At 50.7% G+C, this 13,060-nt stretch carries 19 protein-coding genes; 9 read left to right on the forward strand and 10 right to left on the reverse strand.

What is annotated here, in order from left to right; genetic code table 11:
• The first annotated feature begins 63 nt into the window (after nt 1–63).
• Nucleotides 64–864: a lipase family protein gene (locus F556_RS0127490; RefSeq protein WP_026297527.1), complete on the forward strand. Its 801-nt coding sequence runs from the start codon at nt 64–66 to the stop codon at nt 862–864.
• A gap of 213 nt (nt 865–1,077) precedes the next feature.
• Here the strand turns inward: F556_RS0127490 and F556_RS0127500 are convergent, their stop codons facing one another.
• Nucleotides 1,078–1,284 carry a helix-turn-helix transcriptional regulator gene (locus tag F556_RS0127500; protein ID WP_026297528.1) on the reverse strand — a complete coding sequence of 69 codons (207 nt, stop codon included), beginning with the start codon at nt 1,282–1,284 and terminating at the stop codon, nt 1,078–1,080.
• A 169-nt stretch (nt 1,285–1,453) separates the two neighbouring features.
• Here F556_RS0127500 and F556_RS0127505 point away from each other — a divergent pair, with 169 nt between their 5' ends.
• Nucleotides 1,454–1,795: a helix-turn-helix domain-containing protein gene (locus tag F556_RS0127505; RefSeq protein ID WP_020620227.1), complete on the forward strand. Its 342-nt coding sequence runs from the start codon at nt 1,454–1,456 to the stop codon at nt 1,793–1,795.
• A 97-nt stretch (nt 1,796–1,892) separates the two neighbouring features.
• Here the strand turns inward: F556_RS0127505 and trhA are convergent, their stop codons facing one another.
• The 5 genes from trhA to F556_RS0127530 form a co-directional block, all read right to left on the reverse strand.
• A complete protein-coding gene (trhA, locus tag F556_RS0127510) occupies nt 1,893–2,534 on the reverse strand; it encodes a PAQR family membrane homeostasis protein TrhA (RefSeq protein ID WP_020620228.1) in 642 nt (213 codons plus the stop codon).
• On the reverse strand, nt 2,534–2,752 hold the full coding sequence (locus F556_RS0127515; protein WP_026297529.1) for a hypothetical protein: 219 nt from the start codon (nt 2,750–2,752) through the stop codon (nt 2,534–2,536). The genes trhA and F556_RS0127515 overlap by 1 nt, the downstream gene beginning before the upstream one ends.
• A 90-nt stretch (nt 2,753–2,842) precedes the next feature.
• Entirely contained in the window at nt 2,843–3,172 is a 330-nt protein-coding gene (locus F556_RS0127520) for a hypothetical protein (RefSeq protein WP_020620230.1), read from the reverse strand.
• Nucleotides 3,173–3,198: 26 nt separating this feature from the next.
• A complete protein-coding gene (locus F556_RS0127525) occupies nt 3,199–3,906 on the reverse strand; it encodes a pirin family protein (RefSeq protein ID WP_020620231.1) in 708 nt (235 codons plus the stop codon).
• A gap of 25 nt (nt 3,907–3,931) precedes the next feature.
• Nucleotides 3,932–4,654, reverse strand: a complete 723-nt coding sequence (locus tag F556_RS0127530; protein WP_020620232.1) for a hypothetical protein — start codon at nt 4,652–4,654, stop codon at nt 3,932–3,934.
• A 226-nt stretch (nt 4,655–4,880) separates the two neighbouring features.
• Here F556_RS0127530 and F556_RS0127535 point away from each other — a divergent pair, with 226 nt between their 5' ends.
• Nucleotides 4,881–5,300 carry a pyridoxamine 5'-phosphate oxidase family protein gene (locus tag F556_RS0127535; RefSeq protein WP_020620233.1) on the forward strand — a complete coding sequence of 140 codons (420 nt, stop codon included), beginning with the start codon at nt 4,881–4,883 and terminating at the stop codon, nt 5,298–5,300.
• A 54-nt stretch (nt 5,301–5,354) separates the two neighbouring features.
• Here F556_RS0127535 and F556_RS0127540 read toward each other — a convergent pair whose 3' ends face one another.
• Nucleotides 5,355–5,858 carry a ferritin gene (locus tag F556_RS0127540; RefSeq protein WP_020620234.1) on the reverse strand — a complete coding sequence of 168 codons (504 nt, stop codon included), beginning with the start codon at nt 5,856–5,858 and terminating at the stop codon, nt 5,355–5,357.
• A gap of 161 nt (nt 5,859–6,019) precedes the next feature.
• Between F556_RS0127540 and F556_RS38130 the strand changes: the two genes are divergently transcribed.
• The 3 genes from F556_RS38130 to F556_RS0127555 all read left to right on the forward strand — a co-directional run bounded on the left by F556_RS38130 (nt 6,020) and on the right by F556_RS0127555 (nt 7,489).
• On the forward strand, nt 6,020–6,169 hold the full coding sequence (locus F556_RS38130; protein WP_020620235.1) for a hypothetical protein: 150 nt from the start codon (nt 6,020–6,022) through the stop codon (nt 6,167–6,169).
• Nucleotides 6,170–6,207: 38 nt separating this feature from the next.
• Nucleotides 6,208–7,164: a hypothetical protein gene (locus F556_RS0127550; protein WP_245583147.1), complete on the forward strand. Its 957-nt coding sequence runs from the start codon at nt 6,208–6,210 to the stop codon at nt 7,162–7,164.
• Nucleotides 7,165–7,249: 85 nt separating this feature from the next.
• Nucleotides 7,250–7,489, forward strand: coding sequence for an NHLP leader peptide family RiPP precursor (locus tag F556_RS0127555; protein ID WP_020620237.1), 240 nt, complete (start codon nt 7,250–7,252; stop codon nt 7,487–7,489).
• A gap of 3 nt (nt 7,490–7,492) precedes the next feature.
• On the opposite strand, the gene F556_RS0127560 is transcribed toward F556_RS0127555, so the two are convergent.
• Nucleotides 7,493–9,412, reverse strand: a complete 1,920-nt coding sequence (locus tag F556_RS0127560) for a sensor histidine kinase (protein ID WP_020620238.1) — start codon at nt 9,410–9,412, stop codon at nt 7,493–7,495.
• Nucleotides 9,413–9,641: 229 nt separating this feature from the next.
• On the opposite strand from F556_RS0127560, the gene F556_RS0127565 reads away from it, so the two are divergent.
• On the forward strand, nt 9,642–9,938 hold the full coding sequence (locus tag F556_RS0127565) for a hypothetical protein (RefSeq protein WP_020620239.1): 297 nt from the start codon (nt 9,642–9,644) through the stop codon (nt 9,936–9,938).
• 72 nt (nt 9,939–10,010) lie between these two features.
• Here the strand turns inward: F556_RS0127565 and F556_RS0127570 are convergent, their stop codons facing one another.
• Complete coding sequence (locus F556_RS0127570) at nt 10,011–10,502, reverse strand: MarR family winged helix-turn-helix transcriptional regulator (protein WP_020620240.1); 492 nt, start codon at nt 10,500–10,502, stop codon at nt 10,011–10,013.
• 168 nt (nt 10,503–10,670) lie between these two features.
• Between F556_RS0127570 and F556_RS0127575 the strand changes: the two genes are divergently transcribed.
• Nucleotides 10,671–11,150, forward strand: coding sequence for a glutathione peroxidase (locus F556_RS0127575; RefSeq protein ID WP_020620241.1), 480 nt, complete (start codon nt 10,671–10,673; stop codon nt 11,148–11,150).
• Nucleotides 11,151–11,236: 86 nt separating this feature from the next.
• Here the strand turns inward: F556_RS0127575 and F556_RS0127580 are convergent, their stop codons facing one another.
• Nucleotides 11,237–11,434, reverse strand: coding sequence for a YwbE family protein (locus F556_RS0127580; protein ID WP_020620242.1), 198 nt, complete (start codon nt 11,432–11,434; stop codon nt 11,237–11,239).
• A 183-nt stretch (nt 11,435–11,617) separates the two neighbouring features.
• Here F556_RS0127580 and F556_RS0127585 point away from each other — a divergent pair, with 183 nt between their 5' ends.
• Nucleotides 11,618–13,006 carry a Glu/Leu/Phe/Val family dehydrogenase gene (locus F556_RS0127585; RefSeq protein ID WP_020620243.1) on the forward strand — a complete coding sequence of 463 codons (1,389 nt, stop codon included), beginning with the start codon at nt 11,618–11,620 and terminating at the stop codon, nt 13,004–13,006.
• Nucleotides 13,007–13,060: the final 54 nt, after the last annotated feature.

The raw sequence follows: 13,060 nt of genomic DNA on the forward strand, positions 1-13,060 counted from the left end.
TCCCGTACGTGCATAGGATATCCATACAGGTACGCCTGAGATCCGAGCGGGAGTTGAGACAGCATGAGGAACAAGAAGATGGATATTCGGACAGCGATCTTTCTGGCGGCCGTATGCAGTCAGACGTATCTGCAATACAACAGCAAAAACGGGATCTTCCTTGTGCCCCAGCATTTTAAGATTGCCGGCATTATCGATGCCCAGGCATTCGGCAATCCCCTGGAGCGCTTCGGCTTTATTCTTGAATCGGACCGTTCCATCATTGTTGCGTTCCGGGGCACAGGATCGGCAGCAGATTTCGAAGTCGATATGACTGCAAGGCAGCTGCCATTTCCTTATGCCCGCAATGCTGGGCTGACGCATCTGGGCTTCACCGAGCTCTACAGCTCCTGCAGAGGGGCGCTCCTGAAGCTGTTGAACCGGATACCCGGCAGCAAATCGGTATATGTGACCGGCCATAGCCTGGGCGGTGCTCTGGCCACACTGGCAGGTTTAGATATTGCGCTGAATACGCACCATAAAAAACCTCGCATCTACACGTTCGGGGCACCGCGGGTTGGGGATCCGGCCTTTGCCCGTTATTTTAACCGTCATATTGACCTGAGCTGTCGTGTCAGCAATCAATCCGATATTGTACCTCGGCTCCCTCCACTCATCTATCAGTCACCCAAAAATGATAAATTTTATTATTACCTTCATGTGAAGGGCGAGCACAAGCTCAATTTCAAAGGCGGTTCCATCTCAGGAAACCATCTGCTCGCCGGTTACTTCAACGCTCTGGCACGGGAGGATTCGTCCTATGCAGCTACCATGTGCAGCCAGCCTGCTGGCTGGTGCCCGGTCCGGGTGCGCCGCCGCCCCTGACCCTTCATAATTCAACCTCTACCGTTGATCGCTTTTCTTGCTGCGCGCCCGGCGCGACTGTATCTCCAATACAACCAGGACTCCGATCACCGGCACGGCGACAAGAAGAACCCATGGCGAACTTTCCATTATCATTGCAATCACCTCCCGTTTTAACTGGTTACTTAGTTTCTTCTATGCCTTATCCACTCCCTTTTGCAACGTAGTTGCTTATTATTCTGCCTTGGTTATCTGCGCAAACAAGGTTTCGACATCTTGTCCAACGATTTTGGCAATCGCAAGCGCGACGTCCAGCGGCGGTATATTCTGGCCGTTCTCCACCATAGCGTATCCACTCTTGGACCGATAGCCCAGTTTGGAAGCCATGTCTGCCTGAGTCAGGCCTTTCGCCCTCCTGGCCGCTTTTAATCTGGCATTCATCTGTTTCACCCCTGTTCATGTTTCATGAACACAAGACCTATTATAGGCTTTATTTACCATTTTTTCAAGCTATATTTCATCTTTCATGAATCATTTTTGTTTTATATGCACGGAAGTTCATTTTCCATGTACAATATGAATAAATATAACTCACGAATGAGATGATAGCATGATTGGTGAACGGATTCGCGAGCTCCGCAAAGCTCGCAATATGACTCAAAAACAGCTGGCGGCCATCTTGAATTCTGCCAAATCGACGATTTCTCAATATGAGAACAACATCAATGAACCCGATCTGGAGACAGTGATGAAGATTGCCGATTGCTTCGGCGTAACAGTAGACAGCCTGCTCGGCAGAGATCGGTCGGACAAGCCCACCCCTGCCTCCTCAGAGCACACCTTAGTAATGGAAGTAAAGGACGACGATGAAGCCGGATATGTGAGAGCTTCATTGGAGCTGTACCGAAAGTTCCGAACAGCCGACGTGTCCAAGCCATATCAGAAGGATTGAAACGTGTCCATCACAAAGAAATAAAAATGGCGGTGCAGGGATAACTCCCAACACCGCCATTTTTATAGTTGCTAATTTAATGAAAAACATCTGTTGTCTAAGGGAGCATATACAGCAGCACCGCAAAGAAATGTGTGGTTGATCCGGCCAGCACGAACAAATGCCAGACCGCATGATGATAGGGAAAGCTGCGCCACATGTAGAAGATTGTGCCTATTGTGTAGCACAAGCCTCCTGCAATCAGCAGCTTCAAGCCACCTGAGGCCAATCCGTTCACCAGCGGCTGCCAAGCGAAGACGATAATCCAGCCCATCAGGACGTAAATAAGCGTCGAAGTGAACAAAAACCGGTTCACAAAAAACGATTTGAACACTACGCCAGCCGCTGCAATTCCCCAGACAATCCCGAACAGTGTCCATCCCAGTGCACCTTTGATAACCGTAAAGAGCAGCGGGGTATAGGTTCCTGCAATAAACACATAAATGAACGAATGATCCAGCACTTCAAATACCCGCTTCGCCCGGCCTTCAGGAAAGCTGTGAACCAGTGTCGAAGCCAGATACAGCAGCAGCATGGAGCTGCCGTAAATGGTAAAGCTGACAACGTGCAGCGCCGTCCCCTTCAGCGATGCGAACACGATCAGGAGCACAAGCGCCGCTACGCTGAGCACCGCCCCAATCCCGTGCGTCACACTGTTGGCTATCTCTTCCCGGCGACTGAACACATGGGTGGCCGCCATTAGACGCCCATCCGTTTGCGCTGGTTATTGATCTTCTTCGTATTCTGGCTGCGCATTGTTGCCTGATTGCCAGCGATATCATGCTTTTGTTTGCCGCCACCTGCTTGAGCCTGCTTCTTTTGCTGCAGCTTTTGCTTCATAGCTTCGGCCAGCGAGACTTTGCGGGGTTCGCTCTCTGGCGTGCCCTGCTCCTGCGAGCCGACTGTTGGTTCTGTCATCGTTCTCACCTCATCTGTATACAGCGTTGCTTCTATCATAACTTGTTTGGACGCCGCTTGCCAGTCCCCTGCTGGCAATTCCGCGCTTCCTTATACCTGTTCGTTCGAATAAGCTACACGGCTGTCTACATTTAGGGTCAAGACCTGCTCATGGCCATCATAAGCAAGCCCCAGCGGTTCATCCTTGCCATACAACCACCACTTGCTAATCCCTTGCGGACCCTCTTCAAAATAAAATAAATTCAGATCCTGACTGAGCCTTCCGATTTCTTCGGCTTTCTCTGGATCAACGCGTTCAATGACAATCCGCCAGCCCCCATCTTGCTCTTCCAGAGCAAAAGGTTGCTCCCGCTCCGCCGTATCGAGCAGCAACCGCCCGATTACCTGCTTGACAAGCAGCTTACGTTTAATATCCGCCAAAGCTCTCCCTCCTCTTACATCCCTTTTTAAGGCATATCAATTAATAATACACGCGCTTCATTCGTTGGTTGAAGCTTGATTTCCTGAACGTCCCGAATCCTTGCCGTATCTCTAGGCTTCAACGTATGATGCCCATCCAGCGAAAGTTCCCCTTCGAGAACGAACACATACAATCGCCTGCCCGCTGCCGTCTGGTAGTCCAAGGACTGTCCACCCACAAGATCGGTCATAAAAATCGTCAAATCCTGATGAATATGAGCCACACCTTCGCCTTTGTGAGCTTCCTGGCCCGAAACAATGGGCAGCAGCCGGCCTTTGAGCTGCTCGGGATCGTAATTGGAGGTCTCATAGGATGGGGGCAGACCCGGGCGCTCAGGCGTGAACCAGAGCTGCAAGAGCTCGCATGGCTCATCTCCAGGATTGACCTCGGAATGGATGATGCCGGTACCTGCGCTCATGCGCTGCACGCCGCCGAAGCCGGTTACCGCGCTGTGTCCGGTGCTGTCCTCATGTTTTAATTGACCGCTCAGGACAATACTGACGATTTCCATCTCTCGATGTGGATGCGCCCCGAAGCCGCGCCCACCACTAATTGTATCGTTATTAAAGACGCGCAGACAGCCAAAGCTCGTATTGTCTTCTTCGTAAAAATCGCCAAACGAGAAGCTGAGCCGGCTTTTCAACCAGTCCAAATCCTTGTGGTACCTCTCTTCAGCAGGATAAATGGTTATCATGGCCTATGCACTCCCTGTCTCATCTTTACTCCAGCTGCACAGGCGGCCCGATGGCGCTCTGCAGCCAGGTCCATGCCTTCTCTATTGTTTTGTCCATATTGGATACGTGCGCTTCATCCACAAAAGGCGATTCATGGCGGAAGTAATCGGCATGTCCGCCCACCACTTTAATCGGCCTGATATGCGCAGGCGCGTACTTGCTCCCGTTCCAGCGGGGCAGCGAAAATCCGGAGCGCGTCCAGCCGCCCCAGCTTCCCAGCTTGGTGATGGGATCCTTGAGTCTGCCCAGTTCATCTACGGCGTGGATATAACAGACCCGCTCCCGGAATTCCGGAAGAATCGGCACACGCGGAGAACCAATCTGCACAATTCGACAATCCGTAAGCTTGCCCTCTTCCGCCAGAATGCGAGCGGCTTGGTAGGCTGCCGCTCCGCCCCCGCTGTGCCCAATCAGAATCAGCAGGCCGCCCTGGTACGTCTTGCGGATCTCTTCAGCCGCCAGCCTGCCGCCGATCCGAAAGGCCTGAAAACGACGGGTTACATCGCCGCTCACTTCGCGTACTTGGGCTAATAAGCTACGGGTATGATCACCATAAGGGTAAATCGTGTGCACGCTAGGCTGCCAACCGCAGGTGCTGCATAGCTGTTCTACATGCTTGGAGCAGGTTTCAAAAAAACGCGGCGCCGTCGCTACACCAGCCAGCAAGTAAATGGAAGCATGCGCTTCGCTTACTAGGGTTTGGTCCATCCTCATCGTCTCCTTTGCTACCTAGACATAGGTCGTTTGAGGGTTAGTATACGGCAACAAAAGCATCCGTCATTCACTGGTGGAAGAGCCAATCCGACCCACTCCACTTACCTAATTATAGTTGATTCGGCGACAAAAAGAAATGCCGCCTGTAAGGCGCGACGGATTCATCGGCAGCCGACCGGGGTATCATAACGTATAGCTCAGCACAAGGAGGAGACAACCCATGACAGACAAGCAAGCATTGGAAAAAAAAATCGTTGAAGTGCTAAAGGACAACCCGTATTGTTCCTTCGGAACAGTCGAGGATAGCCGGCCCAAAGTCAGGTATATGGCGCTGTTCCATGATGGGCTGCAGCTGCATCTGGCCACTAGCCGCAAGACACATAAGGTAGAAGAGCTGGAGAACAACCCGAATGTCTTCCTGCTCGTCGGGTTCGATGGGAAGATGGGGCGCGAGGTTGTCTCTATTGAAGGGACAGGCTCGGTGACGAAGGATGATAGCCTGCGTGAGAAGGTCTGGAGCAAGGAGCTTGAGCGCTGGTTCAGCGGACCGGACGACCCGGACTATGTCATCCTCGACATCACGCCTGAGCGTATTGAATTGACAAGTAAGGACATGGAGACGCAAGTCTGGGAACAATAATTGGAAAAAAGCCCTTCCGGAGTTAATCATCCGAAAGGGCTTTTTTTAGTGAGCTTATTCGGCTGGCGGTGTGAAGCTGCGCTTCGCGAACTCAGCATCCATCATAAAGAAGGCATTGCTGTCCTTGTCGATCCGCTTGAGCTTCTGGATAATCGAATCGAACATGGACTCTTCTTCCACCTGCTCATCGATAAACCATTTCAAGAACTGAATGGTCGCATGCTCGCGGTCATTCATTGCAATATCGGACAAATGATAAAAACGCTTCGTCACTTCAACCTCATGCTTATAGCCTTCCTCGAATACTTCAAGTACCGAATGATACTCATTTTTAGGGGTTTCCATGCCGGAGACGGTTGCCCGTTTGCCCCGATTATTAAGGAAAGCATAAATTTTCATGGCATGAAACTTTTCTTCTTCCGCCTGCACAATGAAAAAATTAGCGAATCCATCCAGGCTTTCTGCAGAGAGATACGCTGCCATCGCAAGATATACCTGAGAGGAATAAAATTCAAAATTCATTTGGTCGTTTAACGCTTTATGCAACGTTTCGTTCATCACTCTCACCATCCTTTACCATGCTGAAGATGCTTCTATCATATCGAAAAGTAGCGCAGTCAGCAACTCATCCCAATAGAAGTTCTTGTGAATTTCTTCCATTCGACATATAATGATAATGGTTCAATATACCCACTACCAAAGAAAGGGGATGACAATTGATGAGAGCCCCTTCCGAACTGTTCGACAGCATGCTGAACCTGACTACAGACCTATTCAAACCGCTTGAGCATGATCTGCTCCTGGCATCGACTCTCGCGTATGGTAGCTACAGACGTGTGCTTGATATCGGCAGCGGTAACGGGGCATAGCTAGCTCGGATGCAGAGCTCTATCAGACCTTACACAAGATGCAGGAGGTGACACCCGTGCAGTGGTTTGACGATTACAGAGAAGAACTGGTTCAGGTGTTTGAGGAGGCCAGGCGTCAGATCGCCCAATTCCCTGAGCCGTTGGACGAGCTGGGGCAACGCTATCTGGATGCTTTTCATCCGCTCATTGAAGGCAGTTCCAAGAACTATGTCTGCTACCTCTTGCCTTATTGGTTAGAGGACGCTCTGCCTTTGCGCCGGGAGCAGACGCGCGACCTGGCCCTCGCCAATGTATTTGTTATGCTGCATTATTTCATTCAGGATGATGTTATGGATTCCTCTTCATCGCCAGGCGGCTGGTCCAGCCAGCTGGCGCTCTCGCAATTGTTTCAGCTGCAGTACCTGGGCTTGTACAGGGCCATGTTCCCACATGACTCGCTGTTCTGGCAGCATCACGACACGTATGCGATAGACTGGGCTTCTACGGTATGCAATGAATGCAATGAGAACTATTTCCTGACCGACCCCATGCGGGTTGCCAAAAAAGCCGCCCCTGTCAAACTGGCCAGTACTGGAGCACTCTTGCTTACCGAGCGTCCACAGTTGATCTATCCGGTATCGGAGATGGTGGATTTGCTCCTCGTAACACTACAGATGAACGATGATTGGGCAGATTGGGAAGAAGATCTGGCCAGTGGCAGTTACAATGGTCTAATTGCACTGGTGAAATCGCTTCGCGGCTTGCGCTCGGAAGATATGATTACGCCTTCAGAGGTGCGTTCGTCGCTTTTTGTCGGCGGGGCCATGACGCGTTACAGTGCCCGGGCCATCGCCGCCCATCAGCGTATGAGATCTCTGGATATGGAATGTCCCGGCTTGCTTGCTTTCCATCAGTCCTTAACAGATAGTCTGTCTGAAGCAGGCTCGAGAATTGATGCGGAGAAGAAGTCTTTAGAACTAGGAGCATTGAATCATTGGTTCTATAAAAATAGCTAAAAATAGTAGAAAATACCCAAAGGACATGCTATACTTTAGTGGCAATGATATCCATAAACTAAAGTATAAGGGAGATTGATGTGTCATGTCAGCCGAACAAACGCTAAAGACTCTGATTATTCAGAAAGCTTGGGAGGACGCTTCCTTCAAGGAAGAGCTTTGCACCAATCCTAAAAAGGCCATTGAAGCTGCATTTGGCATCGTGGTTCCTGAAGAAATTGTGATCGTCGCGGTTGAAGAGACAACCAGCAAGTTTTACCTGGTCATCCCTCCAGATCCCGCAGTCGTGCTCGATGGCTCCGACGATCCAGTTGGCATGTGGTAATTGTTACGCCGAGGCACTAACGGACGGGAAGCGCAATATGGCTTCCGTCCCGACGCCCTTGGTACTTGAGAACTCCAACTTCCCTTGCATTACCTCGATAATCCGGAACGTTACCATCAACCCCAGCCCTGTGCCCTTCGTTTTATTGGAGAAGTAAGGCTCCCCTAGCTTGGCAAGCTCCGCTTCATTCATACCTTCACCGTCATCCCTAATATGGACGACAATCTCGTTCTTTTCCTTATAAGCCCAAATTGTGATTTCACCCTGTCCGTTCAGCGCCTCAATACTGTTCTTGATTATGTTGATGAGCGCCTGCTTCAGCTTGGACGAATTGCCCTCAATATAGAGCTGTGACGGAATATCCAGCCGAATGCTCCCGCCCTGCAGATTGGCCAGCGGCCGCAGAATACCCTCGATATGCTTGAGCTCCAGCCCAATATTAAGCACTGATACTTCATCAAGCTCAGGCTTGGCAAAGGTAAGAAAGTCCGTAATGATATGCGAAGCCCGATCCAATTCTTCAATGGCCAGCGCCATAAAATGTCGATCCTTGTCAGAAGAGCTCTCGCGAAGCAGCTGTAAAAAGCCGCGGGTTACCTGCAGCGGATTACGCACCTCATGCGCCACCGATGCGGCCAAGCCGCTAATGATTTCCATTTTCTCGGATCGCTGCAAGCGGGTATTAAACATCTCCAGCTCTTTGGAATAAGCTATCAGTTGCTTGTGGTCACTCGCAAATCGCCGGCCTAAAATAATGATGAGCGAAATAACAAAACAAACGATCCCCCACTTCCAGAGCACCAGTTTATAATTGCCTCCACTCATGTAGTACAGAATCAAATCGATAATGCCCATCATGGCAAAGGACATGAACCCCGTCGAAAAAATGAGCGCTACCTTGTTGCCCTTAAAAGCAAAATACACCGAGCAGCCAAATAGCATGGACAACTGCACGAGCATCGTCACACCCAGTATGGATACCGAAACCAAGTAATACAAGCTGTAGTAGTTATAATCCGTCAACACATTCAACAAAGAACTAATGGCGCAGAAAATCGAAAAGCCAACCTGAAACTTGCGAAACTTGGTCACGAATCCGAGGCGCCGTCCCACCATCATTTTCTCGAAGAAATAGGTAAGAGACGGAAGCAATATCAATAAAGAAACATCAAAAAAGTTATACGCGTAAACGCCAAGCTCCGGATAAAACGTATAAAGGTACGGCGAATACGACACAATCATTAAGCCCGTGGTTAATACAATCAAGCTCAAAGATAGCCAGCGTTTAAACTGGTCCTTTTGCAAGAAGACCAGGCAAATCATCATAACGATGGCAACAAAAACAAATGCACAACCCAAAATAATATCCAACAGACCTGATTTGACATAATTCGACATCAACGCTTCGTAGTCTCCAACGCGAATGGGGATGTCCAGCCCCAGTCTCTCCGTAGCTGTATCCATCCATATCAGCACTTCTTCGCCTGCCTGTGAAGGCTGCAAGGGCAGCAAAATGCGGTGCCCATCATAGAGATGAGTCCGTTTGGCTTCATAAATTAGCTTCTGATCAGCATAGATACGGACATTCTGAGCGTGCAGTCTTTCAATGTACAACCCGTTATGGTCCCATGATAGCTCAGGCAGCTGCAGCCGCACCCATGCTGAGGAAACGCCTTCAGGAATAGCGGGCGGCGGAGTGCTGTCGTTGAGTTGAAACCATTGTGGGCTGCTCTTCGCTTGATGGGTCGTTAACCCGGATGTCGTGTGCTCCCAATTCATCTGCCAATCGTGGATCGCGATGCTTGAAGGAATCGGTTTGCTGCCCTCCTGATCAGGAAGAGCAAGCGCAGCTGCTGGCGCTCCCAGCCAGAGAACGGCCATGATAATAAGAAACGCCGGCCAATACAAAGGCAAAGCTTTCATAGGACCCCCATAGTCACAAGTAATCTCACTTAGTTGTATTAAATTTCGACAAACTTCTCCGTCGTCCTCCCTAAAATGGCTTCTGGAAAAAAATAAAATTCATTCCTAATGATCCAAAAGCCCTGCCTGATCCTACGTTCTCAAAATAGAACGATTCGTTTGGGGAACGATACGGGTAAGGAATAACATACTGACGGCCAAGCCGTACACCAAGAAGGAGGCATCTCCCATGAAAGAAAAAAACAACCATCCGGACTCTCTTGTCACTGAGCGTGAGATCGATCCGTCCTTCGGACTGTTCAATGAGGAAAAAGAAACGGACTACGTACCAGACGCCGAGACGGAGCTGACAGAGCAGTATCCAGAACACGACGTCATTCTTGATGATAAGACTGCAGAGGAAGAACCAGCGAGCACAGAAGCCGCACAAGGCACACCCGTCGATCCGGCGGCACCGGAGGAAATCACTCCCGGAATTGACCTGATTAACGGGGTTGGTACAGAGCCCGAAAAAGAAACTCGTTAATCCATAGGCATTGCATGAACCGGCAGGAGACGACTCCTGCCGGTTTTACAATGATTACTTATACTTGCCAGGTTAGCCTTCTTGCTTGAGGTCATGAAGGAGCTCTCGGGAGAGCTGGTATAGCTGCTGCAGTTTATCCGGCGGCAACGTCGATTGCTGCAAGGCTTGCTCCGGTACGCAAGCTCCTTGCTGCCTAAGTGCAGCCCCGTTGGGTGTCAAGCCGATCAGGACGCTCCGTTCATCGGCACGGTCCCGAGTCCGGGTGACCAGACCAGCCGCCTCCAGCTTCTTGAGAAGTGGGGTCAAGGTGCCGGAATCCAGATAGAGACGGGCGCCCAGTTCTTTGACCGGAATGCCATCTGTTTCCCACAGCACAAGCATCGTCAGATACTGCGTATAAGTCAGATTCAGCGCTTTGAGCAGCGGCTGGTACAATTTTGTAATTTCTCGCGAACAAGCGTACATAGCAAAACAAAGCTGGTGCTCCAGTTTCAGTACATCCGGCGCAATCGCCGCTGCCGTCTCCAGTGCCTCAGCTGATGTCGAACGATTCTCGGTTGTCATGCAAGTCACCTCTTCAATTAAATTGCATGCAATCTAATTCAACGTATTATACCACCCTTGCTCAAAACGTGTCAAAAGACGCAATAGTACGCATAGTAAAGTTGACACCGGTCATTTAGATTGTATAAAATTTAATTGAGAAAAATCGAAATGCAGGAGGGAACGGATATGTCTATCTATGATTACGAGGTAACTACGATTCGCGGGGAATCGCGTCCGATGTCCGAGTATCGCGGAGATGTGTTACTGATTGTCAATACCGCGACCAAGTGCGGTTTTGCCCCTCAGTTTACCGGACTTGAGCAGCTGCATCAGCAATATGGGGAGCAAGGGCTGCGGGTGCTTGGCTTTCCGAGCAACCAGTTCGCCAATCAGGAGCCAGGCGAAGACGCTCAGATCGAACAGACCTGTCAGATTAATCATGGCGTAACCTTTCCGTTGTTTGCCAAGATTGACGTCAACGGCCAGGATGCCCACCCGCTGTATCAATTTTTAAGTCAAGAAGCACCAGGCATCCTGGGCTCCAAGGCGATCAAATGGAACTTCACAAAATTTCTTGTCGACCGTGACGGCCGCGTGGTCAAGCGGTTTGGCCCCCAAGATACGCCAGCCAAGATCGAGCCGCATGTCAAAGCCTTGCTCGGGTAGGTTAGCTAAGGTCAAGCGCCCTATAGGTTCCCCTGCTGCCCGGGCATCGCCCAGGCAGTTTTTGGGTTGCCCGCTTCTGGTTAGCCTTATTCAGGAATAATGGTCTTGACGCGCCCTACCTGACCGTCCTGTAGCCTTACCTTAATCCCATGCGGATGCTGCGGTGAATTTGTCAGCAGATCCTTGACGACACCTCTGGTCGTCTTGCCTGTCCGCTGGTCCTGCTTCAAGACGATGTCCACCGTGATCCCCGGTTTGACATTTGCTCTCAGCTTGCCATCCATTCCTCTCACCCTCCTCCTGCTATCTCTTGTCACGCCCAACAAACGATCTCTATTATGGCATGCCCCATGACAGAAGTATACCCTGGTCTGCCGTTCTTGGATTCGCGCTCCAATGTGGTAGAATACTAAGAGAGCACCACCTGACTAAATCATGTCATACATACGCTACAGGAGGATGATACGATGGCTAATGAGACCGGTTTGATCGTCCAGCAGTCGTTGGACGCACTATTGCAGGATACGGATTTTTTGACCCATCTGAAGGGACTGGACCGGGAGCAGGCCTTCCGCTCGCTGGGGGCAATCCTCTCCACGCCAAATCATATTCATAAGTCCTACCTGAGAATTGTCATGGATAGCGGCAATGTCGTGCGGGTTCCTGCCTTCCGGATTCAACACAATGATACGCTGGGCCCTTATAAAGGAGGCATTCGCTTCCATGAGACGGTGAACGAAGATGAGGTAACCAATCTGGCGACCTTGATGACGCTCAAAAATGCGCTCCATGAAGTTCCGTTTGGCGGTGCCAAAGGTGGCATCATTATCAATCCACGGGATTATTCCGTTCGCGAGCTGTATATGATCTGCAAAAAATACGTCCAGTACTTCAGCGATGTCTTGGGTCCTGACAAGGACATTCCCGCTCCTGATATGGGCAGCGGCGAGCGTGAGATGGACTGGATGATGGCCGAATTTAAAAATATTCATCCCGGCGAGCCTTACCGCGGCAGCTTCACAGGCAAAAGCGTCGTGAATGGCGGATCGCTGGGCCGTCGTGAAGCGACCGGCAAAGGTGTCTATTTCACACTACGCTATACGCTGTACGATTTTATGAAGCATCAGAGCCAGTGGCTCGCCGGTGAGAAAACGCAGGTTAATCCATTCCTGCAGACGGTTATCGGGCATACCGATCGTCCGCTCAAGCTGGCTGTACAGGGCTTCGGCAACGTCGGTTCGGTAGCGGCGCTGGAGGCTTATCAGTGCAAGCTGCTGCAGAACAAAGTCGTCGCCGTCAGTGACCGCAACCATACCTTATACAATGAAGACGGGCTGGATATTCCGGCGCTTGTAGACTATACCGCCAATCATGGCGGGGATCTGCCGCTATCGAAGGATCAGCTGGACGCCGCAGGCATCAAGGCCGAGCTGTTGGACCGTGAAGCCGTGTTGACACTTGACGTGGATGTCCTCATTCTGGCGGCATTGGAGGACCAGATTCATGCGGATAATGCCCATGCGGTCAAGGCCCGAATCATCGTTGAGGGCGCCAATGCGCCCGTAACCGGGGATGCCGACCGGATCTTGGGTGAACAAGGCGTTGTTATCATTCCGGATATTCTGGCCAATGCCGGCGGTGTGATCGTCTCGTACTTTGAATGGCTTCAGGGACGGGAGACGCAATTCTATACCGAAGATGAGGTGTTCAAGCAATTGGTGGACAAAATGCAGCATACCATGGAGTCGCTGCTGCCTGCTTATTTTGGCGGTGTCCATAGCCTCCGGACCCATTGTTACAACCATGCGGTGATGAAGCTTTCTGCGACTCTTTACCGCCTTGGCAAGCTGTATTAGCATGCCGGATGTTTTTTAAAATCACAATTTGATAATCCGCTTCGGATTCGGTAG

Origin of the sequence: Paenibacillus daejeonensis DSM 15491, from assembly GCF_000378385.1 — a bacterium.
Taxonomy (GTDB): domain Bacteria; phylum Bacillota; class Bacilli; order Paenibacillales; family Paenibacillaceae; genus Paenibacillus_D; species Paenibacillus_D daejeonensis.

What these genes read in the sequence shown, in the direction of transcription:
- F556_RS0127505 (WP_020620227.1), top strand. Translation starts at nt 1,454, where the DNA reads ATGATTGGTGAACGGATTCGCGAGCTCCGCAAAGCTCGCAATATGACT.
- F556_RS0127585 (WP_020620243.1), top strand. Translation starts at nt 11,618, where the DNA reads ATGGCTAATGAGACCGGTTTGATCGTCCAGCAGTCGTTGGACGCACTA.
- F556_RS0127575 (WP_020620241.1), top strand. Translation starts at nt 10,671, where the DNA reads ATGTCTATCTATGATTACGAGGTAACTACGATTCGCGGGGAATCGCGT.
- F556_RS0127515 (WP_026297529.1), bottom strand. Translation starts at nt 2,752, where the DNA reads ATGACAGAACCAACAGTCGGCTCGCAGGAGCAGGGCACGCCAGAGAGC.
- F556_RS0127490 (WP_026297527.1), top strand. Translation starts at nt 64, where the DNA reads ATGAGGAACAAGAAGATGGATATTCGGACAGCGATCTTTCTGGCGGCC.
- F556_RS0127580 (WP_020620242.1), bottom strand. Translation starts at nt 11,434, where the DNA reads ATGGATGGCAAGCTGAGAGCAAATGTCAAACCGGGGATCACGGTGGAC.
- trhA (WP_020620228.1), bottom strand. Translation starts at nt 2,534, where the DNA reads ATGGCGGCCACCCATGTGTTCAGTCGCCGGGAAGAGATAGCCAACAGT.
- F556_RS0127550 (WP_245583147.1), top strand. Translation starts at nt 6,208, where the DNA reads ATGCAGGAGGTGACACCCGTGCAGTGGTTTGACGATTACAGAGAAGAA.
- F556_RS0127525 (WP_020620231.1), bottom strand. Translation starts at nt 3,906, where the DNA reads ATGATAACCATTTATCCTGCTGAAGAGAGGTACCACAAGGATTTGGAC.
- F556_RS0127500 (WP_026297528.1), bottom strand. Translation starts at nt 1,284, where the DNA reads ATGAATGCCAGATTAAAAGCGGCCAGGAGGGCGAAAGGCCTGACTCAG.
- F556_RS0127555 (WP_020620237.1), top strand. Translation starts at nt 7,250, where the DNA reads ATGTCAGCCGAACAAACGCTAAAGACTCTGATTATTCAGAAAGCTTGG.
- F556_RS0127560 (WP_020620238.1), bottom strand. Translation starts at nt 9,412, where the DNA reads ATGAAAGCTTTGCCTTTGTATTGGCCGGCGTTTCTTATTATCATGGCC.
- F556_RS0127535 (WP_020620233.1), top strand. Translation starts at nt 4,881, where the DNA reads ATGACAGACAAGCAAGCATTGGAAAAAAAAATCGTTGAAGTGCTAAAG.
- F556_RS0127530 (WP_020620232.1), bottom strand. Translation starts at nt 4,654, where the DNA reads ATGGACCAAACCCTAGTAAGCGAAGCGCATGCTTCCATTTACTTGCTG.
- F556_RS38130 (WP_020620235.1), top strand. Translation starts at nt 6,020, where the DNA reads ATGAGAGCCCCTTCCGAACTGTTCGACAGCATGCTGAACCTGACTACA.
- F556_RS0127570 (WP_020620240.1), bottom strand. Translation starts at nt 10,502, where the DNA reads ATGACAACCGAGAATCGTTCGACATCAGCTGAGGCACTGGAGACGGCA.
- F556_RS0127565 (WP_020620239.1), top strand. Translation starts at nt 9,642, where the DNA reads ATGAAAGAAAAAAACAACCATCCGGACTCTCTTGTCACTGAGCGTGAG.
- F556_RS0127540 (WP_020620234.1), bottom strand. Translation starts at nt 5,858, where the DNA reads ATGAACGAAACGTTGCATAAAGCGTTAAACGACCAAATGAATTTTGAA.